The 24,517-nt window shown below is 71.1% G+C and carries 23 protein-coding genes; 10 read left to right on the top strand and 13 right to left on the bottom strand.

The window, feature by feature from the left end; translation table 11 throughout:
• Positions 1–175: 175 nt before the first annotated feature.
• Positions 176–658 carry an enoyl-CoA hydratase/isomerase family protein gene (locus ACIBK3_RS05530; RefSeq protein ID WP_399362210.1) on the top strand — a complete coding sequence of 161 codons (483 nt, stop codon included), beginning with the start codon at positions 176–178 and terminating at the stop codon, positions 656–658.
• 402 nt (positions 659–1,060) lie between these two features.
• Positions 1,061–3,712, top strand: coding sequence for a glycosyl hydrolase (locus tag ACIBK3_RS05525; protein ID WP_399362208.1), 2,652 nt, complete (start codon positions 1,061–1,063; stop codon positions 3,710–3,712).
• A 42-nt stretch (positions 3,713–3,754) separates the two neighbouring features.
• On the opposite strand, the gene ACIBK3_RS05520 is transcribed toward ACIBK3_RS05525, so the two are convergent.
• On the bottom strand, positions 3,755–4,369 hold the full coding sequence (locus tag ACIBK3_RS05520; protein ID WP_399362206.1) for a hypothetical protein: 615 nt from the start codon (positions 4,367–4,369) through the stop codon (positions 3,755–3,757).
• 147 nt (positions 4,370–4,516) lie between these two features.
• Complete coding sequence (locus ACIBK3_RS05515; RefSeq protein WP_399362204.1) at positions 4,517–5,896, bottom strand: NAD(P)-binding domain-containing protein; 1,380 nt, start codon at positions 5,894–5,896, stop codon at positions 4,517–4,519.
• Positions 5,897–6,052: 156 nt separating this feature from the next.
• Between ACIBK3_RS05515 and ACIBK3_RS05510 the strand changes: the two genes are divergently transcribed.
• Positions 6,053–6,400 (top strand): ArsR/SmtB family transcription factor, encoded by a 348-nt coding sequence (locus tag ACIBK3_RS05510; protein WP_399362202.1) that lies wholly within the window; start codon positions 6,053–6,055, stop codon positions 6,398–6,400.
• On the opposite strand, the gene ACIBK3_RS05505 is transcribed toward ACIBK3_RS05510, so the two are convergent.
• Together ACIBK3_RS05505 and ACIBK3_RS05500 are read right to left on the bottom strand one after the other, a co-directional pair.
• Positions 6,369–7,178 carry an aquaporin gene (locus tag ACIBK3_RS05505; RefSeq protein ID WP_399362200.1) on the bottom strand — a complete coding sequence of 270 codons (810 nt, stop codon included), beginning with the start codon at positions 7,176–7,178 and terminating at the stop codon, positions 6,369–6,371. The genes ACIBK3_RS05510 and ACIBK3_RS05505 overlap by 32 nt on opposite strands.
• Before the next feature lie 76 nt (positions 7,179–7,254).
• A complete protein-coding gene (locus ACIBK3_RS05500; protein ID WP_399362198.1) occupies positions 7,255–7,569 on the bottom strand; it encodes an ArsR/SmtB family transcription factor in 315 nt (104 codons plus the stop codon).
• 96 nt (positions 7,570–7,665) lie between these two features.
• On the opposite strand from ACIBK3_RS05500, the gene ACIBK3_RS05495 reads away from it, so the two are divergent.
• Positions 7,666–8,073: an arsenate reductase ArsC gene (locus ACIBK3_RS05495; RefSeq protein WP_399362196.1), complete on the top strand. Its 408-nt coding sequence runs from the start codon at positions 7,666–7,668 to the stop codon at positions 8,071–8,073.
• Here ACIBK3_RS05495 and ACIBK3_RS05490 read toward each other — a convergent pair.
• The 7 genes from ACIBK3_RS05490 to ACIBK3_RS05460 form a co-directional block, all read right to left on the bottom strand.
• Positions 8,070–8,918, bottom strand: coding sequence for a PaaX family transcriptional regulator C-terminal domain-containing protein (locus tag ACIBK3_RS05490; protein WP_399363918.1), 849 nt, complete (start codon positions 8,916–8,918; stop codon positions 8,070–8,072). The genes ACIBK3_RS05495 and ACIBK3_RS05490 overlap by 4 nt on opposite strands.
• Before the next feature lie 163 nt (positions 8,919–9,081).
• Positions 9,082–10,494, bottom strand: coding sequence for an alpha/beta hydrolase family protein (locus ACIBK3_RS05485; protein WP_399362194.1), 1,413 nt, complete (start codon positions 10,492–10,494; stop codon positions 9,082–9,084).
• Entirely contained in the window at positions 10,491–11,864 is a 1,374-nt protein-coding gene (locus tag ACIBK3_RS05480) for an MFS transporter (RefSeq protein WP_399362192.1), read from the bottom strand. The genes ACIBK3_RS05485 and ACIBK3_RS05480 overlap by 4 nt, the downstream gene beginning before the upstream one ends.
• Before the next feature lie 134 nt (positions 11,865–11,998).
• Positions 11,999–13,411 (bottom strand): ATP-binding protein, encoded by a 1,413-nt coding sequence (locus ACIBK3_RS05475; RefSeq protein WP_399362189.1) that lies wholly within the window; start codon positions 13,409–13,411, stop codon positions 11,999–12,001.
• Entirely contained in the window at positions 13,412–14,116 is a 705-nt protein-coding gene (locus ACIBK3_RS05470; protein ID WP_399363916.1) for a response regulator transcription factor, read from the bottom strand.
• A gap of 135 nt (positions 14,117–14,251) precedes the next feature.
• The gene (locus ACIBK3_RS05465; protein WP_399362187.1) at positions 14,252–14,857 is read right to left on the bottom strand and encodes an FMN reductase; all 606 of its coding nucleotides are present in this window, start codon (positions 14,855–14,857) and stop codon (positions 14,252–14,254) included.
• On the bottom strand, positions 14,854–15,990 hold the full coding sequence (locus ACIBK3_RS05460) for an LLM class flavin-dependent oxidoreductase (RefSeq protein ID WP_399362185.1): 1,137 nt from the start codon (positions 15,988–15,990) through the stop codon (positions 14,854–14,856). The genes ACIBK3_RS05465 and ACIBK3_RS05460 overlap by 4 nt, the downstream gene beginning before the upstream one ends.
• Before the next feature lie 259 nt (positions 15,991–16,249).
• Here ACIBK3_RS05460 and ACIBK3_RS05455 point away from each other — a divergent pair, with 259 nt between their 5' ends.
• The 3 genes from ACIBK3_RS05455 to ACIBK3_RS05445 all read left to right on the top strand — a co-directional run bounded on the left by ACIBK3_RS05455 (position 16,250) and on the right by ACIBK3_RS05445 (position 17,699).
• A complete protein-coding gene (locus tag ACIBK3_RS05455; protein WP_399362183.1) occupies positions 16,250–16,585 on the top strand; it encodes a YnfA family protein in 336 nt (111 codons plus the stop codon).
• Positions 16,586–16,776: 191 nt separating this feature from the next.
• Positions 16,777–17,553: an SDR family NAD(P)-dependent oxidoreductase gene (locus ACIBK3_RS05450; RefSeq protein WP_399362181.1), complete on the top strand. Its 777-nt coding sequence runs from the start codon at positions 16,777–16,779 to the stop codon at positions 17,551–17,553.
• Positions 17,553–17,699 carry a hypothetical protein gene (locus ACIBK3_RS05445; RefSeq protein ID WP_199812067.1) on the top strand — a complete coding sequence of 49 codons (147 nt, stop codon included), beginning with the start codon at positions 17,553–17,555 and terminating at the stop codon, positions 17,697–17,699. The genes ACIBK3_RS05450 and ACIBK3_RS05445 overlap by 1 nt, the downstream gene beginning before the upstream one ends.
• Positions 17,700–17,731: 32 nt before the next feature.
• Here ACIBK3_RS05445 and ACIBK3_RS05440 read toward each other — a convergent pair whose 3' ends face one another.
• Complete coding sequence (locus tag ACIBK3_RS05440; RefSeq protein WP_399362178.1) at positions 17,732–18,925, bottom strand: RtcB family protein; 1,194 nt, start codon at positions 18,923–18,925, stop codon at positions 17,732–17,734.
• A 216-nt stretch (positions 18,926–19,141) separates the two neighbouring features.
• On the opposite strand from ACIBK3_RS05440, the gene ACIBK3_RS05435 reads away from it, so the two are divergent.
• The 3 genes from ACIBK3_RS05435 (at position 19,142) to ACIBK3_RS05425 (ending at position 22,573) form a co-directional block, all read left to right on the top strand.
• Positions 19,142–20,053, top strand: coding sequence for a DUF3558 domain-containing protein (locus ACIBK3_RS05435; RefSeq protein ID WP_399362176.1), 912 nt, complete (start codon positions 19,142–19,144; stop codon positions 20,051–20,053).
• Positions 20,054–20,171: 118 nt separating this feature from the next.
• Positions 20,172–21,092, top strand: coding sequence for a DUF3558 family protein (locus ACIBK3_RS05430; protein WP_399362174.1), 921 nt, complete (start codon positions 20,172–20,174; stop codon positions 21,090–21,092).
• A 182-nt stretch (positions 21,093–21,274) separates the two neighbouring features.
• Positions 21,275–22,573, top strand: coding sequence for a DUF2637 domain-containing protein (locus tag ACIBK3_RS05425; RefSeq protein WP_399362172.1), 1,299 nt, complete (start codon positions 21,275–21,277; stop codon positions 22,571–22,573).
• A 102-nt stretch (positions 22,574–22,675) separates the two neighbouring features.
• Here ACIBK3_RS05425 and lysS read toward each other — a convergent pair whose 3' ends face one another.
• Positions 22,676–24,445: a lysine--tRNA ligase gene (gene lysS, locus ACIBK3_RS05420; protein WP_399362170.1), complete on the bottom strand. Its 1,770-nt coding sequence runs from the start codon at positions 24,443–24,445 to the stop codon at positions 22,676–22,678.
• Positions 24,446–24,517 lie beyond the last annotated feature (72 nt).

Here is a 24,517-nt window from a genome sequence, read left to right as displayed (position 1 = left end):
GTTGATCGGTGCGACCTGGGCAATTCGCCAGCCGCAAGGGCGGCGTGACGCGGAGTGTGGGGTCGGTGGGTGGGTTCGGAGTAGCCGGCCCACCGCGGTCAGGCGTCAGCCCTGCCGTCGTACGCCCGCTGGCAGTTCTGGATCTCTTTGCTGTGCTCAACCTACGGAGCCCTTCATGACGAACGATGCCCACTCCACCCTGCGGGTGAGCAGCGAACACGGCGTCGCACGGATCGTCCTCGACAATCCCCCGGTGAACGTGCTCGGCGCGACGATGATGGGCGAGCTGCGCACCGTGCTGACCACGCTCGCGGACGATTCATCGGTCCGGGTGATCGTCTTCTCGAGCGCCGACCCGGAATTCTTCCTCGCTCACGTGGACATGCGGATCGGGGAGAAGATGGACGCCCTTGAGGAACTCGCCGCGTCGGCGCCGGCGGACGTCAACGTGTTCCAGTCACTCGGCGAGCTCATCCGCCACCAGCCCCAGGTGACCATCGTCAAGCTGGCCGGGAAGGCCCGCGGCGTCCTACGGCTGGATCAACCGGGCCCTGCCTCTCGACGAGCTCGACGAGTACGTCGACCGTGTCGCTCGCAATATCGCCGCGCTGCCCGACGGCGTCATCGAAGCAGCCAAGCGCTCGCTGCCCGCCGATGACATCAAGGAAGGACTCCTGCGGGAGAACGGCGCCTGGGCTGCTGCGTTCGGCCTGCCGGCCGCCCAACGGCTGATCAGCGGGGGCCTGCGGGACGGGGCACAGACACCGGCCGGCGAACGCGACCTCTAGGGACTGATGCGCGGCGTCGCGCGCTGACAGCCGGGCGACCACGCAGCCCGGCCGGGCGGAGGGTCTCCACCACGGCCCATTGCCGGAAGGCCACGCTCCGAAGGCGTCCGCCGGGCCGTACTCGGCGTCGAGCCCCGGAAGTCGGTTCCGTCGACGCCCCGTCCACAATGCGGCATGTTCTGGTCAAAGACTGTACAAGCGCCGGACAGTCCGCCTCCCGCTCGTGGTCGGGTCCCTGCGACGGCTGAATCAACGCCCTTTCGGAGGACCCGATGTCAGCACCCCCCCGTACCCGTAGAAGACGATGGCTCACGATCTGCACCCTGACCGCTTCCGCCGCCCTCGTGGCGGTGCCCGCGAGCGGCGCGTCCGGCGGGGGCGGGAGTCCGTTCGGCGCCCGTACGCTCGCTCAACTCGCCGCCGGGCGCGCGGACTCGGTGGGCGCGTTCACGCCCAAGCTGAAGGGCGAGGACGGCGACGACGGCAACGAGGCGGACGAGATCGCCGAAGGGGCGGACCAGTACGCCGAGGCCCGCACCTCGCCCGGGATCGTCGCGCCGGGAGCGTACGGGGCCGCCTGGAGCAGTCTGACCAAGTTGCCGGGCACCGGCGGGAGGTGGCGGAACGTCACCGACCTGCCGTACGACTCGGACGATTCGCGCTACCGGGACATCGACTCCAACTCCAGTGGCGGCTCGGGCAATGTGACGGGCCGTATGGCGGCGGTGGCCGCCGACGACGACGGGTACGTGTACGCCGGCAGCGCGGGTGGCGGCGTGTGGCGGTCGCGGACCGGCGGGGGGCACTGGCAGGCCATCAGTGACGGGCTGTCCTCGCAGTCCACGGGCGCGCTCGCTCTCGACGGGGGCGGGCGGCTGTGGCTGGGCACCGGTGAGGCGACGACCAACGCGGACGCCTACCTCGGCAGCGGTGTCTACGTCCTGACCGATCCGCACCACGGTACGTTCTCCTCCCGCAGCCGCGTCGGCGGCGACGAGCTGGAGAGCACCACCGTCCACCAGCTGCGCTTCGGCGGCGGCAAGGTGTGGGCGGCGACCGGCAGGGGTGTGTGGAGCCACTCCACGAAGACGCTGAAGGGCGCCTGGAAGCTGGAGTTCGCGCCCAACCCGGACTATCTGCCGGGCGGTTCGCAGGCGAAGGACCCGAGCGCGCCGTACAAGAACATCGCGAACGACATCGCCATCGATCCCAAGGACCCGAGCAAGGTCGTCCTCGCGGTCGGCTGGCGCAGCGGTGACGACTACAACGGCTTCTACACCAAGGGCGCGGGCGGGGCCTGGACCCGGATCACCAGCGGCCTGGGCGATCTGCCCGCCGACCCGGACGGCATCGGCAACGTCACCTTCGCCCGCTCCGCCGACGGCTCGCGCTACTACGCCATCGACCAGTCCCCGGAACAGCTGAACACCAACCCGGACAGCGGCCTGGAGGGCTTCTACGTCTCCAAGTCCGGTTCGCCGACCGGGCCGTGGACGAAGATCGCCGACTACCAGGGGCTGGCCGCGTCCGGCTCCGCGCTGACCTCCAGCGGCTACATGCCCGGCGTCCAGGCCTGGTACAACCAGTTCCTCACCGTCGACCCCGCCGACCCCGAGCACGTCTACGCCGGGCTGGAGGAGGTCTACGAGACCAAGGACGGCGGCGGCACCTGGTCGACCGTCGGCCCGTACTGGAACTTCAACTTCCCCTGCTGGAGCATCGACCCCGCCAAGCAGACCGGCGACTGCAACGCGACCACCCACTCCGACCAGCACGGCGTCGCCATCGGCCGCTACCACGGCAAGAGCTTCGTGTACGTCGGCAACGACGGCGGTGTCTACAAGCGCCCCCTCCACGGCTCCCAGGACACCTCCGGCCACGCCACCGACTGGACCTCCCTCAACGACGGCACCATCGACACCCTCCAGTACTACTCGGTGGGCATCGGCAAGGACCTGACGTACGGCGGGGTCTTGGTGACCGGCGGCCTGCAGGACAACGGCCAGTCCGTGCTGCGGAGCAACGACCGGGTGATGGGCTCCAACTTCGGCGGCGACGGCGGCGACACCCTCACCAACCCGGCCAACGGGTGCGACATCGCGGAGGAGTACGTCTACCTCTCCATCCAGGTGACGCAGAACTGCGCGGTGAACGACGGCAGTTGGATGACCGACCCGAGCAAGGCCACGTCGTACAACGTCGCCCCCGCCGACAACGCCACCGGCGAGGCCCGCTTCATCGCCCCGCTCGCGGCCGACGCCAAGAACCCCTCGACCTGGATCGCCGGCGGCCGTCATGTCTGGGTGCAGACCCACGGCTACGCCATCCGCAGCGGCAGCGAGTGGACCAGCCTGTACGACCTCGGCGCAGGCCACACCGCGACCGCCGTCGCCACCTCCGGCGGCAAGGTGTACGCGGCCTGGTGCGGGCCCTGCAACAACCAGGGCTTCACCCGCGGGATCTCCGTCGGGAACATGGACGGCACCGGCTGGCACGACATCGCCCTGCCCGTGGACGGGACCGTACCCAACCGGTACCTCAGCGGCTTCGCCGTCGACCCGAAGAACGCCGACCACGTCTACCTCACCGTCAACGGCTTCTCGCGGCAGTGGACCGAGGGCCCGGGTGCCGGTGTCGGCCACGTCTTCGAGTCCAAGGACGGCGGCACCACCTGGAAGGACATCTCGAAGAACCTCCCCGACGTGCCGGCCGACTCCGCGGTCGTCACACCGGACGGCGGCCTCGCCGTCGGCACCGACCTGGGTGTCGTCTACCGGGCCCCGGGCCGTACGACCTGGCAGCGCGTCGGCGACCTCCCGGCCGTCGCCGTGCTCCAGCTGAAGCTGAGCCCTGACGGTCGCACGCTGTACGCGGCCACCCACGGCCGCGGCATCTACAGCATCAAGGTGCGGGACTGCGGCTGACCGAAACAGGGAGAAGCATGGAGGGGTGCCCCGGTTCCGGGGTCACCCCTCCTTCCGGTACGGCACCACGCTCACGTCCAGCGTGAAGGCGACGCGGGCCGCACCCGCCACGTCCGGTGCCTTCGCGAGCGCGGTGATCCCGGCGGTGCCCGCCCGCGTGCCCGCGCACCGCAACGAGGCGCGGGCCGTACCGTCCGCGCCCACCTGCCATCCGGACACCAGGACGAACACCGGGGCGGAACTGCGTACGGCCGTCCACCGCTTGTCGTCCAGGCGTGGCCGCAGGACCAGCTCCACCACCGTTCCGGGCCGTACGCACAGCCGCTGGCGGGGTGCGTCACCCGGGGCGACGGTGACCTTGGTGCGGCCGGCGGCGCAGCGGCCTGGCGCGGGGGCGGAGGGCGGCACCGTGGCCGACGTGGCCGGGCCGCTCGGGGACGGGAACGGAGACGCGGGCTCGCTCGCGGACGGGGGCGCCGAGGTGTGCGTCGGCACGGCGGTCGGCCCGGTGCCGGTGCCGGCGCTCGTACTCGGGCTCGTGCTCGGGCTCGGGCTGCCGGACGTCGCTCCCGCCGATCCGCCGTCCGACGACCCGCCGCAGGCCGCCAGGACGGCCATCCCGGTCACCAGTCCCCCGATTCCCACGATTCTCGCCATCCCGCCTCCGGGCCACCGTCGCATCCCGCACCTCCCGGCCCGCGCGCGTATCGCCTACCAGCATGCTCCCCCCGCGCGGACGGCGACGGGACCCGTATGCCGGAAAGGACCGGGTGAGAAGTCAGCGGCGAGGAGCCGGCAACCGCCTCAGCAGCCGGAGGATGCCGGAGTCCCGAGGCCGATCCGCAGGGTCGTGGTCGTCGGCGCCGCGCAGCAGCCGCCTCCGGACTGTTCGGTGTTCCCCGGCTCGTCGGGCTCGTCGGGCTCGTCGAGGAGACCGGCTCCGCCGCACACCCCGGTCTCCGGGAGGTTGAGTTCGACGTGTTCGGCCGCTTCCCGGTCTCCGGCGAGGGCGGCGGCGACGGAGCGGACCTGCTCGTAGCCGGTCATCGCGAGGAAGGTGGGCGCGCGGCCGTAGGACTTCATGCCGACCAGGTAGAAGTCCTGCTCCGGGTGCGAGAGCTCGTTCACGCCGTGCGGATACACCGTGCCGCAGGAGTGGACGTTGGGATCGATGAGCGGAGCGAGTGCCGTCGGGGCCTGGAGGCGCTCGTCGAGGCGCAGGCGGACCTCGGAGACGAAGGACACGTCGGGGCGGAAGCCGGTGAGGACGATCACCTCGTCCACCGGGTCGAGGCGGCGGCCGTCCCGCGCGACCAGGACGAGCCGGTCGCCGTCCCGCTCGACGGCCTCCGTACGGAAGCCGGTGACAGCAGAGGCGCGTCCGCTCTCCACGGCCGACCTGGCGCGCAGGCCGAGAGCGCCCCGGGCGGGGAGCTGGTCGGCCTCGCCGCCGCCGTAGGTGCCGGTGCCGATCCCGCGGCGCAGGATCCACACCGCGTGGGTGCCGTCCGCCTGCTCGGCCAGGTCGGCGAGGTACGCGAGGGCGGTGAACGCGGAGGCGCCGGAGCCGACGACCGCGGTGCGCCGGCCCGCGTGACGGGCGCGGACGGCCGGGTCCGTCAGGTCCGGGACGCGGTAGGAGATACGGTCGGCCGCCGCCTCCCCCAGCGCGGGCAGGCCGTCGGCGCCCAGCGGACCGGGGCTCGACCAGGTACCGGAGGCGTCTACGACCGCGCGGGCGGCGATGCGCTCCTCACGGCCGTCCGCGGTACGCAGATGCACCGTGAAGGGCTGCTCCTCGCGGCCGGAGTCGACGACACGGTCGCGGCCGGCGCGGGCGACGCCGGTCACCCGGGCGCCGTAGCGGACCCTGTGGCCGAGGGCGTCGGCGAGCGGCTGGAGGTAGCGCTCGGCCCAGTCGCCGCCGGTCGGGTACGTCGTGCCGTCGGGGCGGCTCCAGCCGGCCGGCGCCAGGAGCTTCTCGGCGGCCGGGTCGACGAGCTCGTCCCACGTCGAGAACAGCCGCACATGGGACCACTCCCGCACGGCACTGCCCGCGACCGGGCCGGCCTCCAGGACCAGCGGTTCCAGGCCCCGGTCGACGAGGTGGGCGGCTGCGGCCAGCCCGATCGGGCCGGCTCCGACGACCACGACGGGCACGTGGTCGGTGGTGGACACGCTCACGGCGGCTCCCCTTTGTTTCGACATGCGTCGATCTCTTACGGGGCCAGGGTCGCACTTGATTCGACGAGCGTCAACATAGATAGGTGTCTAATCAGCCGAGCGGCGGAAGCCGATGGAAGTCGGAGCCTTTGATTCGACGTGTGTCAACATAGACGTATGCCGAATGCTGTCGAGGCCCCCGAGCCGGCCGTCGTGGCGCCCTGCTGCCCGCCGCTGACCGAGCGCCCGCTGACCGCCGCCGAGGCGGAGCGGACGGCCCGGATGTTCAAGGCGCTCGGCGACCCGGTGCGGCTACGGCTGTTCTCACTGGTCGCCTCGCACGAGGGCGGCGAGGCGTGCGTGTGCGACATCTCCGACGTCGGCGTCTCCCAGCCGACCGTCTCCCACCACTTGAAGAAGCTCAGGGAGGCCGGGCTGCTCACCTCCGAGCGGCGCGGGACCTGGGTGTACTACCGGGTGGAACCGTCCGTGGTCACCGCGATGGGGCAGATGCTCGGAAGATGACCGCCACCAGCGCCAGCCCGACCACCGCGCCCACGAGTTGCATGCCGACGAACCCCGCGACCGAGCCGGGCGCGATGCCCGCGAAGGTGTCGCTGAAGGCGCGGCCGACGGTCACGGCGGGGTTGGCGAAGGACGTGGACGAGGTGAACCAGTAGGCCGCGCCGATGTACGAGGCCACCGCCACCGGCGCGAACCGCAGCCGGTCCGTACGGGCCAGGCCGAAGATCAGCAGGATCAGCCCGGCCGTCGCGACGACCTCCCCGAGGAGCAGGTGCCCGGCGGAACGGTCGTGCGTCGACCACTTCACCAGCGGCTCGCCGAACATCGCGTCCGCCAGGATCGCGCCGGCGATCGCGCCCACGACCTGGGCGGGGACGTAGGCGGCCGTCTCGCGGAGCGTGACACCGGGGCCGCCGCGGCGGGCGGTCCACCACTCGGCCAGGGTGACGACCGGGTTGAAGTGGGCTCCGGAGACCGGTCCGAGCAAGGTGATCAGGACGCCGAGACCGAAGACGGTGGCAAGGGAGTTGGCCAGCAGTTGCAGTCCGACGTCCCGGGTCAGCTCGGTGGCCTGGATCCCGGACCCGACGACGACCGCGACCAGGCCCGCCGTGCCGACCAACTCGGCCGCAGCCCTGGCGATCAGCGGAGGGGTTTGCGGCGGGGTGGCGCCCGGAGCGGGCCGCGGCTCGATGCGGGGCGCGACGACCTCGGTGGGCTCCCCGGGCGTGGCGGACTCCCCGGGTGGGTCATGCTCGGTGGCCTCGGTGGCGGTCAACAGGACTCCTTGGGCAGCCGCCGTGGCGGCGGGACACGGGGGTGGCGGGGGTAGGGGGCGGCGAGGACACCGGAGATCAGGGACAGGACCGCTTGACGTTGTTCTCGGCGGTGTCGCGCGCGGTCTCCGCGAGGTCGGCGAACTGACCGGCGAGGGTGGCGATGGCATCGGGCTTGAGCCGGTAGTAGGTGAACCGGCCGCATGGTTCGGTCTCCACGACCCCGGCCTCCCGCAGCACCTTCAGATGGTTGGAGAGGTTGGTCTGTCTGGCCCCCGTCTCCTCGATCAGGTGAGTGGTGCAGAGCGTCTCCCGGGCCAGCAGGGTGACGATCCGCAGGCGCAGCGGGTCGGCCAGAACCCGCAACAGATCAGTGTCGACTGACGTCAGCATGGACTGATACTGTCACATCAGCTTGAGCTGATACCAGCTCAGCCTGATCCCTGGCTGCTACGGGATCCGCACCCACCCCGCGCCAAGGAAGAGCCGATGCCCTCCACCCCGCTCGCCTCCGTGCTGTTCGTGTGTGTCCACAACGCCGGGCGTTCGCAGATGGCCGCCGGATTCCTGCGGCACCTCGCGGGCGACCGGGTCGAGGTCCGGTCCGCCGGTTCGCTGCCGGGAGAGCAGGTCAACCCGGCCGCGGTCGAGGCGATGCGGGAGGCCGGCGTCGACATCGCCGGCGCCCAGCCGAAGGTCCTCACCACGGAGGCCGTCCAGGCGTCGGACTACGTCATCACCATGGGCTGCGGCGACGCCTGCCCCGTCTTCCCCGGCAAGAAGTACCTCGACTGGGCCCTGGACGACCCGGCCGGCAAGGGCGTCGAGGCAGTCCGGCCCATCCGGGACGAGATCAGGACCCGCGTCGAGGCACTGATCGCAGAGATCGACGGTTAGGACAGCCCGGGTCCCGGCCCCGGTCCCGGCCCCGCTCCCGTTTCCTGGCGCGGCGGAGTCGTCTCCAGGAGGCGGTGGGCCATTCGGTCCGCGGGTCGCTCGGTCTGTGCGGCGACGCGGCGGAAGGTTTCCTGCGCGGGGCGGGCCGGCCACTCCGGGGGCAGGTGACGGGCGGGGAGTCTGGGGTCCGTTCGGATGGTCCAGAGCCACTCGCTGACCAGCCGCAGCCGGGTGCCGATCGGGTCGTCCCCGGAACCGGCGTTCAGGTGGGCTGTCCAGCGCTTGTCGAAGGAGACGTACCGGGCGGCGACGCTCTCCAGGTCCCAGGTGTCGCGGATCATGAGCCCGATGTCGGTGGCCTCGTCGGCCCGGGCGTGGAAGATCTTGACGTGGTCGGCGAGGCCGAGCTCGGCGACCAGGCCCGCGACGTCGACCTTCCCCGGGGCGACCCACAGCCCGCTGTACAGCGCGCCGAACCCGGACCAGGTGAGCCGGGAACGCAGGTCGTGGCGCTGGCGCTGCCAGGACTCGGGGAGCGAGAAGCCGAGCAGGGTCCAGGCGCCGTCCCAGTCGTCGTTGACGGCGCCCTTCCGCCAGATCCGGATCCGGCCGTCCTCCAGGACACGGGTCGCCTGCGGGGTGAGCCCGAAGTACATCCGGCGGCCCTCCCGCTGCCGCCGCAGCAGGCCCCGGTTGACCATGCGGGTGAGCGTGGAGCGTACGGCCTGCTCGCCGACGCCGACGCGGCCGAGTACGTCGATGATGCTGCCGGAGTAGACACACAGGTCGCCCTCGTCCAGGACGTGGTTGCCGAAGAAGGCGAGCATCAGGGACTGGGGGCGCAGCGGCGGGCCGTCCGAAGGGTCGCTGCCCGCCTCGCCGCTGTCCGGTGCGCCGCCGGTGTCACTGTGCGAGCTGCCGCTGTCCGAGGTGTCCAGGATGTCGTCGTCCGCCACGGTGGCAAGCGTACGACCGCCCACCGACGGCTCGGCGGGCGGTCGTACGGAATCACCGCCGGTCGGCGGGGTGCGCAAGGTCGTACGGCCGCAGGTACGGCGTCGGACGGTAGGCGATGTAACGAGCGGGGGTCGTGGGATCGGCCGCGGCGGCCTTGGTGTTGAGGGACTTCGGGTCGGTGGCGTGCCAGGTGCCGGTCGTGACGCGGTCCCCCAGGGTGTGCAGGGCGGCGAGCTGCTCGGCAGGGCTGAAGGTGCAGTGGCCGGCGTTGTCGACATACGCCTGCCGCAGGAGAGGGGCCGCCCCGGCGGCGGTGACGGCGCGGCGCAGGGCGCTCTCGGTCTGGACGGGGACGAGGGCGTCGCCGGTGGTGTGGACGGAGAGCTGCGGCTTGGTCAGCCTGCCGGTGAAGGAGCTGGTGCGGCTCATCCACGCGACGGCGGACGGGTCGGCGCTGACGCGCGGGGCGCGGTCGAGGGTGGCGAGGTCGGCGCGCAGGGACAGTCCGGCCTTCTTGTACAGCTCGGTGACCTCCTTGCGGACGGAGGACCGGCCGAGCAGCCTGGCGTAGTCGACGCCGGTGTTCCAGGACATGTTGCCGCCGGCGCGCACCTCGGCCTCCTGCCGCCGGTTGAAGGCGGCGATCTGCAGCAGGCCCTTGACGGCCTGGTACTGGTTGGCCTGCTGTCCGTCCCAGTCGGTCGGGGCGGGGCGGGTCTGCGTCGGCTGGTTCCAGACCGGGATGTTGTGCAGGGCGGCGGCCAGGGCGATGCGGGCCCGTCCGGCGGCTGTCGACTGTGCCGAGTCGACGGCGCTGGTGAGGGAGTTCGCCGCGTCGGTGGCGGCTGTCTGGTCGGGCAGGCCGGCCAGACGGACGCCGGAGTCCGGCGCGAGGAGCGTCTTGAGGGCGAAGGCGGGGTCGAGGGTGTTGTTCCAGTTGGCCACCCCGCCCTGAACCAGTCCGCACAGGGAGAGGGAGCCGTCGATCCGGTCGGGGTGACGCTCGGCGAGCGCGGTGGTGACGAGGCCGCCGTACGACCTGCCCCAGGCGAGGGTGCGGCGGGCGGTGCCGAAGCGGTAGGTGAAGGCGGAGAGGGTGGCGAGCTGGTCGGGGACCGCGTCGGTCACCGCCCAGCCCGTGGAGGCGTACGACGAGCCGGCGAGTGCGTAGCCCTCCTTGAGCAGCAGGGCCTTCGTGGCGTCGTCGGGGGCGTCCTGCGCGGGGTTGGGGCGGCCGGCCTCGGTGTACCCGTGGCTGAAGAGCAGGACGGTGCCGTTCCAGCCGGTGGGGACGTCCATCATGTACGTCGCACCCGACGGGAGTTGACCCTCGATGTGGCTCGTGGCGGCGGGGGCCGCCGCCGCCGTGGTGGGCAGGGCGGTGACGGCGAGCAGGAGGGCCGCCGCGCAGGCGGTACGGCGAGCGGTACGGCGAGCAGTGGGGTTGCGGGTCGCCATGCTCATGCAGAGATCTCCTGGGTGTGGGGGGTGGCGGGGCTTTCGGCGGCCCCGGTGAGGGAGGTCCGGCTGGTCTCGCGCAGGAAGGTGACGGTCAGCGCGGTGACGAGGGCGCCGCCGCACAGCAGCAGCGCGACGGGCGTACCGCTGCCGCCGTTCCCGGCCACCAGGCTGCCGGCGATCATCGGGGAGAAGCCGGCGCCGATGAGAGTGGCGCCCTGGTAGCCGAGGGAGGCGCCGGTGTAGCGGACCCGGGTGCCGAACATCTCGGTGAGCAGGGCGCCCAGCGGGCCGTACATCGCGGACTGGGCGATGCCGTGGCCGAGGACGACGGCGAGGATCAGCAGTCCCGGCGACTTCGAGTCGACCAGCGCCATGACGGGGAAGGCGAGCGCGGCCGAGGCGAGGGCTCCGGCGAGGACGACCGGGCGGCGGCCGATCCGGTCGGAGAGCGCGGAGGCGCAGGGCAGGACGACGAGGGCGACCGAGGCGGACACCGTGAGCGCGGTGAGCACCTGCGGGCGGGCGTATCCGATGCCGGTGGCGTACGCGATCAGGTAACTGGTCAGCAGGGACTGGGCGGTGAAGGCGCCGATGCCGACACAGCAGGCCAGCACCAGGGGGCGCGGGCGGCGCAGCACGTCGAGGATCGGCAGCCTCGACTCGACGCGGTCCTTCTTCACCTCGGCGAACAGCGGACTCTCGACGACCTTGAGGCGGACGAAGAGCCCGACGCCGAGCAGCACCACGCTCAGCAGGAACGGCACGCGCCAGCCCCAGGCCGCGAACTCGTCCCTGGGGAGGGCGACGACGAGCGCGACGACGGCGGTGGACAGCAGGGAGCCGAGCGGGGCTCCCATCTGTGTGGCGCTGGACCACAGTCCGCGCCGCCGCCCTCCCGCGTGCTCGACGACCATCAGGGTGGCGCCGCCCCACTCACCGCCGATGGCGACGCCCTGCACCACGCGCAGGGTGATCAGCAGGACCGGCGCCCAGACCCCGATGGTGTCGTACGTCGGCAGCAGCCCGACGAGGAAACTGGCGCCGCCCATCAGGCCCATGGTGAGCAGCAGCATCGACTTGCGGCCGAGCCGGTCGCCGAAGTGCCCGAAGAGGATGCCGCCGAGCGGCCGGGCGACGTAACCGGCGGCGAAGGTCCCGAACGCGGCGATCGTGCCGACGGCGGGATCGGCCCCGGGGAAGAACAGTTCGCCGAAGACGAGCGCGGCGACCGTTCCGTAGACGAGGAAGTCGTAGAACTCCACGGCGGTCCCGAGCAGCCCGGACAGGGCGACCCGGCGCAGTTGGCGGGTGCGTTCGGGGGTGCGCTCAGGGGTGCTTTCCGGGTTGAAGGAAGGGGTGGGGGACGGGGGCATCGCGGTCTCCCTTGACCGGGGGAAGGACACCGTGAAGTTAGGCTCTCAAGTTACCTCCGTCAAGAAAGTGCACAACATTAGCTCGACGGATACGGCAGATGACGGCAGATACCTCCCGGAGAGCACCCCCGCCCTCAGATCCCCCCCACCGTGAACCCGATCACCGACCCGCCCCCCTCCCGCCGGATCGCGAACGGCGCTCCCCCGTGGGCGAGGGCCACCTCCCGCACGATGGACAGGCCGAGGCCGGAGCCGGGCAGGGAGCGGGCGTCGGCGGCGCGGTAGAAGCGGTCGAAGACGCGGATCAGGTCGGCGTCGGCCACGCCCGGGCCGCGGTCCAGGACCTCGACGCGGACCGCGCCCGGCCGGGCGGGACCGGCGATGTCGATCTCGATGGGCGCGGTGCCGTCGCGGTCGAACTTGGCCGCGTTCTCGACGAGGTTGGAGATGGCGCGGGTCAGCATGCCGGGGCGGCCGTCGGTCGTCGTGTCGCCGCTCGCGCGGACCACGATCTCCCGTCCGGAACGGCGGCGGGCGAGCCCGGCGACCTCCTCGGCCAAGTCGGCGAGGTCGACGCGCTGGGCCGGCTCGCTGTCCGACTGTCCGGCCGCGAGATCGACCAACTCGTTGACCAGGTCGGTGAGTTCGCGCGCCTCCTGGCCGAGGTCCGCCACCAGTTCCTCCCGGGTGCCGGGGGGCAGTTCGTCGATCCGGCGGAGCAGCGAGATGTTCGTGCGCAGGGAGGTCAGCGGGGTGCGCAGCTCATGCCCTGCGTCCTGGACCAGCCGCCGCTGGTCCTCCTCGGACTGGGCGAGGCGGCCGAGCATGCGGTCGAAGGCGCGGCCGAGGCGGCCGACCTCGTCGTAGCCGGTGACGGGCACCTGGATACCGAGACGGCGGGTGCGGGCGACATCCTCGGCGGCCGAGGTGAGGATCACCAGGCGGCGGGTGATGCGCCGGGCCAGCCACCAGCCGAACAGGCCGGCCGCGACCACGACGGCGGCCATCAGGATCAGCGTCCGCTGCTGGAGCGCGCGCAGCAGGTCCTCGGTGTCGCTGAACTCCTGCGCCACCTGCACCGCGCCCCGGCCGCCGCCGAGCGAGACGGTGGCGATGCGATAGACGTCGCTGCCGACACCGACGTCCTTGTGCACGATCATCCGCCCGGCCACGTCGACGGCCGCGACCTCGCGGTCGGCGACGCTCACCGGCAGTCCCGGCCGGCCGGGGTCGACGACCGCCCCGTCCCACGCCAGCACCTGGACGTCGGTACGGGCCGGCCGTACGAGATCGTGCCCGGGCGCCGAGGACGAGAAGTCCTGCGGCGTCATCTCGTGCTGCCGCACCTCGTCCCGCAGATCCTGCACGACCTGGTCGAACACGGACTCCTGGTCCACCCGCACCAGCCGCGCGGCCGCACTGTACGACAGCACACCGACCAGCACGGTGACGGCGGCGGTGACGGTCGCGAAGGACACCGCGAAGGTGGTCCTGAGCGACAGCAGCTTGGGCCGCCGGGAGGACAGCAGCCGCCCGAGGCGGCCCACTCAGTCCTCCCGCAGCACGTAACCCACGCCGCGGACCGTGTGGATCAGCGCGGGGGCGCCCGGCTCGTCGAGTTTGCGGCGCAGGTAGCCGACGTAGACGGCGAGGTTCTTGGAGCCGGGGCCGAAGTCGTAGCCCCAGATGCGGTCGTAGATCGTGGAGTGGTCGAGGACGATCCCCGCGTTGCGGACCAGCAGCTCGAGGAGTTCGAACTCGGTGCGGGTCAGCTCCAGCTCGCGGGTACCGCGCCAGGCGCGGCGGGCCTGTACGTCCATGCGCAGCCCGGCCGCGTCGATCTGCCCCTCGGGGGCGGGCGGCGACGGCTTCGGTACGCCGGTCAGGGCGCCGACCGGGCTGGTGCGGCGCAGCAGGGCACGCAGCCGGGCGAAGACCTCCTCGACGTCGAAGGGCTTGACCACGTAGTCGTCGGCGCCCGCGTCCAGGCCGGCGATCCGGTCCTGGGTCTCCACGAGCGCCGTCAGCATCAGGATGGGCGTCCGGTCGCCCTCGGCGCGCAGCACCCGGCAGACCTGGAGTCCGTCGATCCCGGGCATCATCACGTCCAGGACGAGCACGTCGGGCGGCGTCCGGTGGGCCTGCGCCAGCGCCTCGACACCGTCGGCGACCGCGGTGACCCGATAGCCCTCCAGCGTCAGGGCCCGCTCCAGGGCATGACGGATGGCGCGGTCGTCTTCGGCGAGCAGCACAGTTGGGGACACGCCTTCAGTGTGCCCCGGCCTGCGGCGGTGTGGCCGTGTGAGCGGTCGAGCAGTCCCCCTTCTTACTGGGATCTCACCGTCACACGGCCTCTCCTGCGGGTTCCCCGACAGCCCGCTTCATCCTCAGACGCCGGACGCCCCGGACAGCGCGGCGAGCTGCTGGGCGAACGGTACGACCTCCAGATCGTTCCTGACGGGCTTGGCCGCCGACAGACCGTTCATCAGCCCCGCCAGCTCCCCCGCCGCCCGCTCGATCCGCCCGTCCAGACCCTCCGCACCCCAGTCCTCGGAGGCCGCGTACACCCCGGTCGGGACGACGACTGCCCGCAGGTAGGCGAAGAGCGGACGCAGGGCGTGCTCCAGCACCAGCGAGTGCCGGGCCGTCCCACCGGTCGCCGCGATCAGCACCGGCGTCCCCGCCAGCGCTTCCTTGTCGCTCACGCTGAGCACGTCGAAGAACGACTTGAACAGTCCGCTGTACGAGGCCGAGAACACCGGCGTGACCGCGATCAGCCCGTCCGCCCCGGTCACCGCGTCGATCGCGGCGGACAGCTTCTTCCCCGGGAACCCGTTGGTGAAGTTGTGCGCGATCTCCACGGCGAGGTCGCGCAACTCGACGACCTGCACGTCGACCGGGGTCTGCCGGCCCACGGCGGCGGCCAGCCGGTCGGCCAGCAGCCGGGTGGACGACGGGACGCTCAGCCCCGCCGAGACGACGACGAGCTTCATGCGACGCTCACTCCCTTCGAGTCGTTCGAGTCCTGCGAGTCCTTCACCGGGTTCGAGCCCTTCGCGGCGTCCGCGAGCAGGGACTGGTGGGTGGGGGCCTCCGGCACATCGGCCGGGCGACCGACGGCGAACTCCTTGCGCAGCACCGGTACGACCTCCTCACCGAGCATGTCGAGCTGCTCCAGCACGGTCTTCAGCGGCAGCCCCGCGTGGTCGACCAGGAACAGTTGGCGCTGGTAGTCGCCGGCGTACTCGCGGAAGGCCAGGGTCTTCTCGATGACCTCCTGCGGGGAGCCCACGGTCAGCGGGGTCTGGTCGGTGAAGTCCTCCAGCGAGGGCCCGTGCCCGTAGACCGGCGCGTTGTCGAAGTAGGGCCGGAACTCGCGCACCGCGTCCTGCGAGTTCTTCCGCATGAACACCTGCCCGCCGAGCCCGACGATCGCCTGCTCGGGCGTGCCGTGCCCGTAGTGGGCGTACCGGGCCCGGTACAGCTCGACCATCCGCTTGGTGTGGTCGGCCGGCCAGAAGATGTTGTTGTGGAAGAAGCCGTCGCCGTAGAACGCGGCCTGCTCGGCGATCTCCGGGGACCGGATGGACCCGTGCCAGACGAACGGCGCGACGCCGTCCAGCGGCCGGGGCGTGGAGGTGAAGCCCTGCAGCGGTGTGCGGAACTTCCCTTCCCAGTTCACGACGTCCTCGCGCCACAGCCGGCGCAGCAGGGCGTAGTTCTCGATGGCGAGGTTGATGCCCTCGCGGATGTCCTTGCCGAACCAGGGGTAGACCGGCCCGGTGTTGCCGCGGCCCATCATGAGGTCCACGCGCCCGTCGGCCAGGTGCTGCAGCATCGCGAAGTCCTCGGCGATCTTCACCGGGTCGTTCGTGGTGATGAGCGTGGTGGAGGTGGAGAGGATCAGCTTCTCCGTCTTCGCGGCCACGTATCCGAGCATGGTCGTCGGGGACGACGGCACGAACGGCGGGTTGTGGTGCTCGCCGGTCGCGAAGACGTCGAGCCCGACCTCCTCGGCCTTCAGCGCGATGGCGACCATGGCCTTGATGCGCTCGCGCTCGGTCGGCGTACGGCCCGTGGTCGGGTCCGGCGTGACATCGCCGACGCTGAAGATCCCGAACTGCATGGTCGCTCAACCTCCATGTTGTTGACTGTTCAACTATACCGATGAACGGCCGACCCCGTCCCCTTATTCCGGTTGACCCCGCCCTCACTCCGCTCCGGACCACGACGTGCCCCTTGGCCGGCCCGCCGGGGACTGCACCTCGCCCGCTCGGGCGGGCGGGCGGGCGGGCGGGCGGGCGGGCGGGCGACCAGCTTGCCGCGATGGGAGACCGCGGGGGCGCACCGGAAACTGATCAGAAGCGGCATGCGAACCTGACCCCATGCTCGTACCGCGCTCCGCCGTCCTGTTCGTCGTCGCCGCCCTCTTCGAGATCGGCGGCGCCTGGCTGGTCTGGCAGGGCGTACGCGAACACCGCGGCTGGATCTGGATCGGCGCGGGCGTGCTCGCCCTCGGCGCGTACGGCTTCGTCGCCACACTCCAGCCGGACGCCGCCTTCGGCCGCATCCTCGCCGCGTACGGCGGTGTCTTTGTCGCCGGTTCACTGCTGTGGGGGATGGCCGCGGACGGCTACCGCCCCGACCGCTGGGACATCACGGGCGCGCTGATCTGCCTCGCGGGCATGGCGGTGATCATGTACGCGCCGCGGGGCGACTGAGCGGACGTCACCGGGCACGGCGGCCGGGACGGACGTACGAGCCACGTGGTTCACCGAAAAGCACCCCAGCCCCCTCCTCCTCCCCCAACCGCCCGCCGCCCCCGTCCCCCACCCGCCTATCCTGGCCGAACACGCTTCCGCCCGTCCGTCGGCCCGCCTGTCCGCCCGTCCGCTCAGCCAAGGAGCAGCCCATGGCCACCGCCGCCCCGTCCGCCGCCTCCCGCATCGCCGTCGTCACGGGTGCGAGCAGCGGAATCGGCGCCGCCACGGCCCGACAGCTGGCCGCGGCCGGCTACCGCGTCGTCCTCACCGCGCGCCGCAAGGACCGCATCGAGGCCCTGGCCGAGGAGATCACCGCGGCGGGCCATCAGGCGACGGCCTACCAGCTGGACGTCACCGACCGGGCGGCGGTCGACGAGTTCGCCTCCGCCTTCAAGACGGTCGGCGTGCTGGTCAACAACGCCGGCGGAGCCCTCGGCGCCGACCCGGTGGCCACCGGCGACCCGGCCGACTGGCGCTCGATGTACGAGACGAACGTCATCGGCACCCTCAACCTCACCCAGGCCCTGCTGCCCAAGCTGGACGCGAGCGGCGACGGCACGGTCGTGGTCGTCTCCTCGACGGCCGGCCATGGCACCTATGAGGGCGGCGCGGGCTATGTCGCCGCCAAGCACGGCGCCCACGTCCTGGCGGAGACCCTGCGCCTGGAGATCGTCGGCCGCCCGGTCCGGGTCATCGAGATCGCCCCGGGCATGGTCAGGACGGACGAGTTCGCCCTCACCCGCTTCGGCGGCGACCAGGAGAAGGCCGAGAAGGTCTACGAGGGCGTCGCCGAGCCCCTCACAGCGGACGACGTTGCGGACACGATCACCTGGGCGGTCACCCGCCCCAGCCACGTCAACGTCGACCTCCTCGTCCTCCGCCCCCGCGCCCAGGCCTCCAACACGAAGGTCCACCGGGAGTTGTGATGGCCGACGCCGAGCGGGAGCAGCAGCGCCTCAAGGAGGAGACGCGGAACGAACGCAAGATGTGGTGGTGGCTGGGCTACTTCCTCTTCGGCATCCACATCGTGGCGTTCGTGATGATCTACGCGGTGACCCACGCCCCGAAGTAGAACGCGACGTCAGCCCTTGGCGGAACGGGCCGTCACCCCTTCACGCACACCACCTGCTTCAGCTTCGCCACGACCTCCACCAGGTCCCGCTGCTGGTCGATGACCTGCTCGATCGGCTTGTAGGCGCCGGGAATCTCGTCCACGACACCGGAGTCCTTACGGCACTCCACACCCCGCGTCTGGTCCTCCAGGTCCTTGGTCGAGAACCGGCGCTTCGCCGCGGTGCGGCTCATCCGCCGACCCGCGCCGTGCGAGGCCGAGTTGAAGGACTTCGCGTTGCCGAGGCCCTTCACGATGTACGAGCCCGTGCCCATGGAGCCGGGGATGATCCCGTACTCGCCGGAGCCGGCCCGGATGGCGCCCTTGCGGGTCACGAGCAGGTCCATGCCGTCGTAGCGCTCCTCGGCCACGTAGTTGTGGTGCGCGCTGATCTCCGGCTCGAAGGTCGGCTTGGCCTTCTTGAACTCCTTGCGGATCACGTCCTTGAGGAGCGCCATCATGATCGTGCGGTTGTACTTCGCGTACTCCTGCGCCCAGAACAGGTCGTTGCGGTACGCCGCCATCTGCGGGGTGTCCGCGATGAAGACGGCGAGGTCGCGGTCGACGAGACCCTGGTTGTGCGGGAGCTCCCGGGCCACGCCGATGTGGAACTCGGCCAGTTCCTTGCCGATGTTCCGGGAGCCGGAGTGGAGCATCAGCCAGACAGAATCTGCGGTATCCGTGCAAATTTCGACGAAGTGATTCCCGGATCCGAGCGTTCCCATCTGCTTTCCAGCACGTTCCTGACGGAATTTGACGGCATCGGCAATACCGTCGAACCGCCCCCAGAAGTCGTCCCACCCCGCGGTCGCGAAACCGTGCATCCGCCCCGGATCGACGGGATCGTCATGCATCCCCCGCCCCACCGGAATCGCCTGCTCCACCTTCGACCGCAGCCGCGACAGATCCCCGGGGAGGTCGTTGGCCGTCAGCGACGTCTTCACCGCCGACATCCCGCACCCGATGTCCACCCCCACCGCCGCCGGACACACCGCCCCGCGCATCGCGATGACGGACCCGACCGTGGCGCCCTTCCCGTAGTGGACGTCCGGCATGACCGCCAGGCCCTTGATCCACGGCAGGGTCGCCACGTTGCGCAGTTGCTGGAGGGCTCCCTCCTCGACCGTCGCCGGGTCGGTCCACATGCGGATCGGGACCTTCGCGCCCGGCATTTCCACGTACGACATATCGTCCTCATTCCCCCGGTGACCAACAGAAGTCCTGAATCGCAAAACCGGCGCCAAGGTCGACGAAAGGGACAACGGACCGGCGTCCACGGCCATGCGTGCGATACACATTGTCTCCAGGGTGCGCCCCTGTGCGGCAAGCGAATAACCAGCGGGGACACTGGGACACCCACCCCAGGAAATCCGGGAAGCCACACCGTCGAGAGGAGCCTGACCGTGCAGCGGAAGGCGTACGTACCCGGCGTCGCCGCGCTCCTCGCGGCACTGCTCGCCACGCTCACCGGTTGCACCGGCGGTTCCGGCGACAGCGGCACGACGGACAGCGCCAACCCCGGCAACGCCGGCACCGCCTCCGCGGCCGCCCAGCCCGGCCGGTACCGCACCCTTCCCGAACCCTGCGGCGCGGTCGGCCAGAGCACCCTCGACTCGCTGCTGCCCGGCATCCGGCAGATCACCGACGAGGACCAGCGGGAGAAGGCGTACGCGGGCGAGGCGACCCTCACCTACGACACGGACCGCAAGGTCGGCTGCCGATGGAAGGTGGAGTCCACGGACGCCACCGACCATCTGCTCGTCGACTTCGAGCGGGTGGTGTCGTACGACAGCTCCGTGAGCGACGACAGCCAGGCACAGCAGCTGTTCGCGAAGATGGAGGAGGCGGCCGACCTCCCCGAGGCGGCGAGCGCCAGCGCCACGTCGGACGTCGGCACCGGCGACGAGAGCACCGGCAGCGCCGGAAGCGGTGACAGTCCCACAGCCACCCCCACCCCCACCTTCAGCGACTCCGCCTCGTCCTCGTCTTCGTCCTCGTCTTCGTCTTCGTCCACGGCCTCGTCCTCTTCCACGTCCGCATCCGCGTCCTCCTCGCCCTCGTCGTCACCCACCGACATCCAGCCCCGGCTCCTCGACGGTCTCGGTGACGCGGCATTCCTGGACGACGCGTCGAACAACTCGGGTTCAACGGTCCAGCAGCGCACGGTGACTGTGGCGTTCCGCACGTCGAACGTGATCGTGACGATCGAGTACGCGGAGCAGCCGGCCGCCCTCGGAGTGGTTCCGGACAGCGAGGAAATGCAGGACAAGGCCCGGAAACTGGCCGCACGACTGGCCGATGTCCTGGCCGGCTAGGGCCCCTTCACAGACCTCTCACCCCTCCACACAAAGCAGCCGAAGCAAAGCCGCACCGCTTCCTCACCGCGTACCGTGGCCCCTCGGACCCGATCCGACGGCAGGAACCACAAGCGTCATGAGTGAAGGAACCATGCAGCGACCAGCACAGCGAGACCGGCGGGACGAGCGAGAGCGACGTGATCGGCGGGCGAAGAGCCTCAGTCGCGTCCTTGTCTGCGCGGCAGCGGTCCCCGTGATGCTGATCGTCGCCGGCTGCTCCTCGGACTCCGGCTCCGACGACGCCGGCAGCGGCAGCAACAGTGGCAGCAGCAGCAGTTCGGGCGGTGCGGACGCGTCGGCGTCGGCGTCGGCGAGCCCGTCGCCGACGGTGCAGGCGGCGGCGTACAAGTCGCTCCCTCAGCCGTGTGCGGTGCTGTCGAAGAAGTCCCTGGGCGAACTCGTGCCGGAAGGGACGAAGTCCGGCAAGGAGGGCACGACCGACGACACGGCGGCGCGGGCCAGCTGCTCCTGGAGCAGCCTCGACAACAACGGCGTCAAGGGCTCCCAGTTCCGCTGGCTGAACGTGTCGTTGCTGCGCTTCGAGTCGGACACCTCGCGTGGCTCGGGCGACAAGCAGGCGCAGGCGTACTACGCGAAGCAGATCCAGGACGCCCAGTCGGCGGAGGGCGCGAGGAACGCCAAGTCGTCGCCGCTCGCCGGGGCGGGTGACGAGGCGACGACGGTGTCGTACGACCTGAAGAAGAAGGAAGGCGCCTTCAAGCAGCAGACGGTCGTCGCGCGGGTCGAGAACGTCGTCGTGACCGTCGACTACAACGGCGCCGGCCTCGCCGGTGAGAAGACTCCGAGCGTGGAGAGCCTGAAGAAGCTCGCCGAGAAGGCCGCCAAGGAGTCGGTGGCCGCGGTGTCGGCGGCGAACGGTGAGGGCACGGGGAACAGTGGGGGCACGGCGAAGGGCGGGGGGACGGCGAGCAGCTCGCCGTCGGCGTCGGCGTCGAAGAGCGCCTCCCCGTCCTCCTCAGCGGCCAAGAAGAGCTGACTGTCACACCTGGCGCCAATGTGCAGCTCAGCAGGGCCTTTTGAGGGAGCCCGGTACCCCGCGGGGGCCGGGCTCCTGACGGACCGGCAACGCGTCCGACGCACACATGTGCCACTCTGTTGCGCGCAACAACACGCAAGGGGAGGGGAGTACGGGTGGCCGCGCCACTGAAGCTGACTCGGATGCACCGGATTCTCATCGGCGTGGTCGTGGCCGGTGCCGTGGTCATCGCCGGCATCGGCTTCGCCGGTTCGTACGCCGCCGTCCGCAGACTGGCGCTCCAGAAGGGCTTCGGGAACTTCTCCTACGTCTTCCCGATCGGCATCGACGCGGGCATCTGTGTCCTGCTGGCCCTGGATCTGCTGCTGACCTGGATCCGCATCCCCTTCCCGCTGCTGCGCCAGACGGCCTGGCTGCTGACGGCGGCCACGATCGCCTTCAACGGCGCGGCGGCCTGGCCGGATCCGCTGGGCGTGGGCATGCACGCGGTGATCCCGGTGCTGTTCGTGGTCTCCGTCGAGGCGGCCCGGCACGCGATCGGCCGGATCGCCGACATCACGGCCGACAAGCACATGGAGGGCGTCCGCCTCACCCGCTGGCTGCTCTCCCCGCTGCCCACGTTCCTGCTGTGGCGCCGCATGAAGCTGTGGGAGCTGCGCTCCTACGAGCAGGTCATCAAGCTGGAGCAGGAGCGTCTCGTCTACCAGGCCCGCCTCCGTTCCCGCTTCGGCCGGGCCTGGCGGAGGAAGGCGCCGGTGGAGAGCCTGATGCCGCTTCGCCTGGCGCGGTACGGGGTACCGCTCGCGGAAACGGCCCCGTCGGGCCTGGCGGCGGCGGGCATAGAGCCGGCGCTGCTGCCCCCGGCACCGCCGCAACAGCAGCAGCAACAGCAACACGAGATTCCGGCGGTGGCCGCGGGCAGTCGTGCCGCCGTGACGGCTCCCGCCCCGCGGCACCAGTACCCCGAGCCGGAACCCGAGCCGGAAGTGAACCCGTGGCTGCACGCACGGGATCCGCAGCAGGTCGAGTACCACGGCGGCTACGACCCCACGTACGAGCCGCCGGAACAGGACGAGCAGTGGTACGCGCAACAGCTCCAGGCCGAGCAGTACCAGGAGCAGCGACTGCCCTTTCCGGAGCAGCGACAGCCGTACCGGGGCGGGCAAGAGCAGTACGCCGATGAGTCCCCGGCCGCCGAGCCCTCCGGCGAGGAGACCGGCAGCTTCCCGATCCCGGCGGGCCCGGGCCGTACCCGGGAGCTCGGCGAGGGCGGCGGCACCCCGCTCGTCGAGCCGACCGAGGAGGACTACTACCAGGTCTTCCGCCAGTCGATCAACGGCAGCCTTCCCACGGCCCGCGAGTTCGGCTACAACGCGGAGGCCGAGTTCGGCGTCAACATCCCCGAGCAGGAGGCCAAGCGCCTGGTCACCCGCTTCACCAACCGCTTCAACGCGGAACTGGAAGAGGACCACATCGCTTAGCGGCCGTCGGCCGTTTCCGGTACGAGGAGGGGGCGCCCGGTGCTGGCACCGGGCGCCCCCTCCTCGTGGAAAACCGGCGTACAACCGGCGTGAAACCCGGCCTTACTCGCCGAGCAGGGCCCGCACCCGCTCCTGCCCCACGGCCAGCAGCAGCGTGGGCAGCCGCGGTCCGGTGTCCCGGCCGACCAGCAGGTGGTACAGCAGGGCGAAGAACGACCGCTGGGCGGTCTTGATCTCGGGCGGCAGTTCCTTGGGCGTGGCGTCGGCCGGGAAGCCGGCCTGCACCTTGGGCACGCCGTAGACCAGGTGGGTCAGCCCGTCGAGCGACCAGTTCTCGGCGAGTCCGTCGAGCAGCAGCCGCAGGGACTGCTGGGACGGCTCGTCGAGGGACTTCAGCAGGTCGTGGTCGGGCTCCTCGCGCACGATGGTCCGCTGGTCGGCGGGCACCTGCGTGTTGATCCACGTCTCGGCCTTGTCGAGGCGCGGCCGCACCTCGTCGAGGGAGGCGAGCGGGCGGGCCGGGTCGAGCTCGCTGAGGATGCGCAGCGCCTGGTCCTCGTGACCGGCGGTGATGTCGGCGACGGACGCGAGGGTCCGGTACGGCATCGGGCGGGGGGTGCGCGGCAGCTCACCGTCGGCGGTTCCGACGGCACGCGCGTGGGCGGCGACGTCCCCCGGGAGGGCCGAGCCGTCGGCGACCTTGGCGTCGAGCTTGTCCCACTCGTCGTAGAGGCGCTGGATCTCCTGGTCGAAGGCGATCTTGAAGGACTGGTTGGGGCGGCGGCGGGCGTACAGCCAGCGCAGGATCTGCGGTTCCATGATCTTCAGCGCGTCGGCCGGGGTCGGCACACCGCCCCGTGACGAGGACATCTTCGCCATGCCGCTGATGCCCACGAAGGCGTACATCGGGCCGATCGGCTGCTTCCCGCCGAAGATCCCGACGATCTGTCCGCCGACCTGGAACGAGGACCCCGGGGAGGAGTGGTCGACCCCGGACGGCTCGAAGACGACGCCCTCGTACGCCCACCGCATCGGCCAGTCGACCTTCCAGACCAGCTTGCCGCGGTTGAACTCGTTCAGCCGGACGGTCTCGGCGAAGCCGCAGGCCGTGCAGGTGTACGTCAGCTCGGTGGTGTCGTCGTCGTACGCGGTGACCGTCGTCAGGTCCTTCTCGCAGTTGCCGCAGTACGGCTTGTACGGGAAGTACCCGGCCGCGCCGGAGCTGCCGTCGTCCTCGGCGGCCGCGCCGGAGCCCTCGGCGGCCTCCAGCTCGGCCTCGTCGAGCGGCTTCTGCTGCTGCTTCTTGGCCGGGGCCTTCTTGGTGCGGTACTGGTCGAGGATCGCGTCGATCTCGCCGCGGTGCCTCATGGCGTGCAGGATCTGCTCGCGGTAGACCCCGGAGGTGTACTGCGCGGTCTGGCTGATCCCGTCGAACTCCACGCCCAGCTCGGCCAGCGACTCGATCATCGCGGCCTTGAAGTGCTCGGCCCAGTTGGGGTGGGGCGAGCCCGCGGGGGCGGGGACGGAGGTCAGCGGCTTGCCGATGTGCTGCTGGTAGGACTCCTCGTCGACACCGGCGATGCCCTTGGGCACCTTGCGGTAGCGGTCGTAGTCGTCCCAGGAGATCAGGTGGCGCACCCGGTAGCCCCGCCGGCGGATCTCGTCGGCGACGAGATGCGGGGTCATGACCTCACGCAGGTTCCCCAGGTGGATGGGCCCGGACGGAGACAGCCCGGACGCGACGACGACCACCGGAGCGGCAGCGGGTGATGTCGCTTTGCCCGGGGCCCGACGCTCCGACTCCTCGATGACCTCATCCGCGAAACGGGAGACCCAGTCGGTGGTCTCGGTGCTCTGAGCCACGATCGGCACGTCCTCTTTTTGCTGAAGGCCTTTTGCTGAAGGCTCAAGGCTGCTGAAGGCTTGCTGGTGTTCCCCCATTCT

The organism is Streptomyces sp. NPDC050287, assembly GCF_044459385.1.
GTDB lineage: Bacteria > Actinomycetota > Actinomycetes > Streptomycetales > Streptomycetaceae > Streptomyces.
The sequence above is the reverse complement of the archived record's forward strand: the minus strand, read 5'-3'. Positions and strand labels throughout refer to the sequence as shown.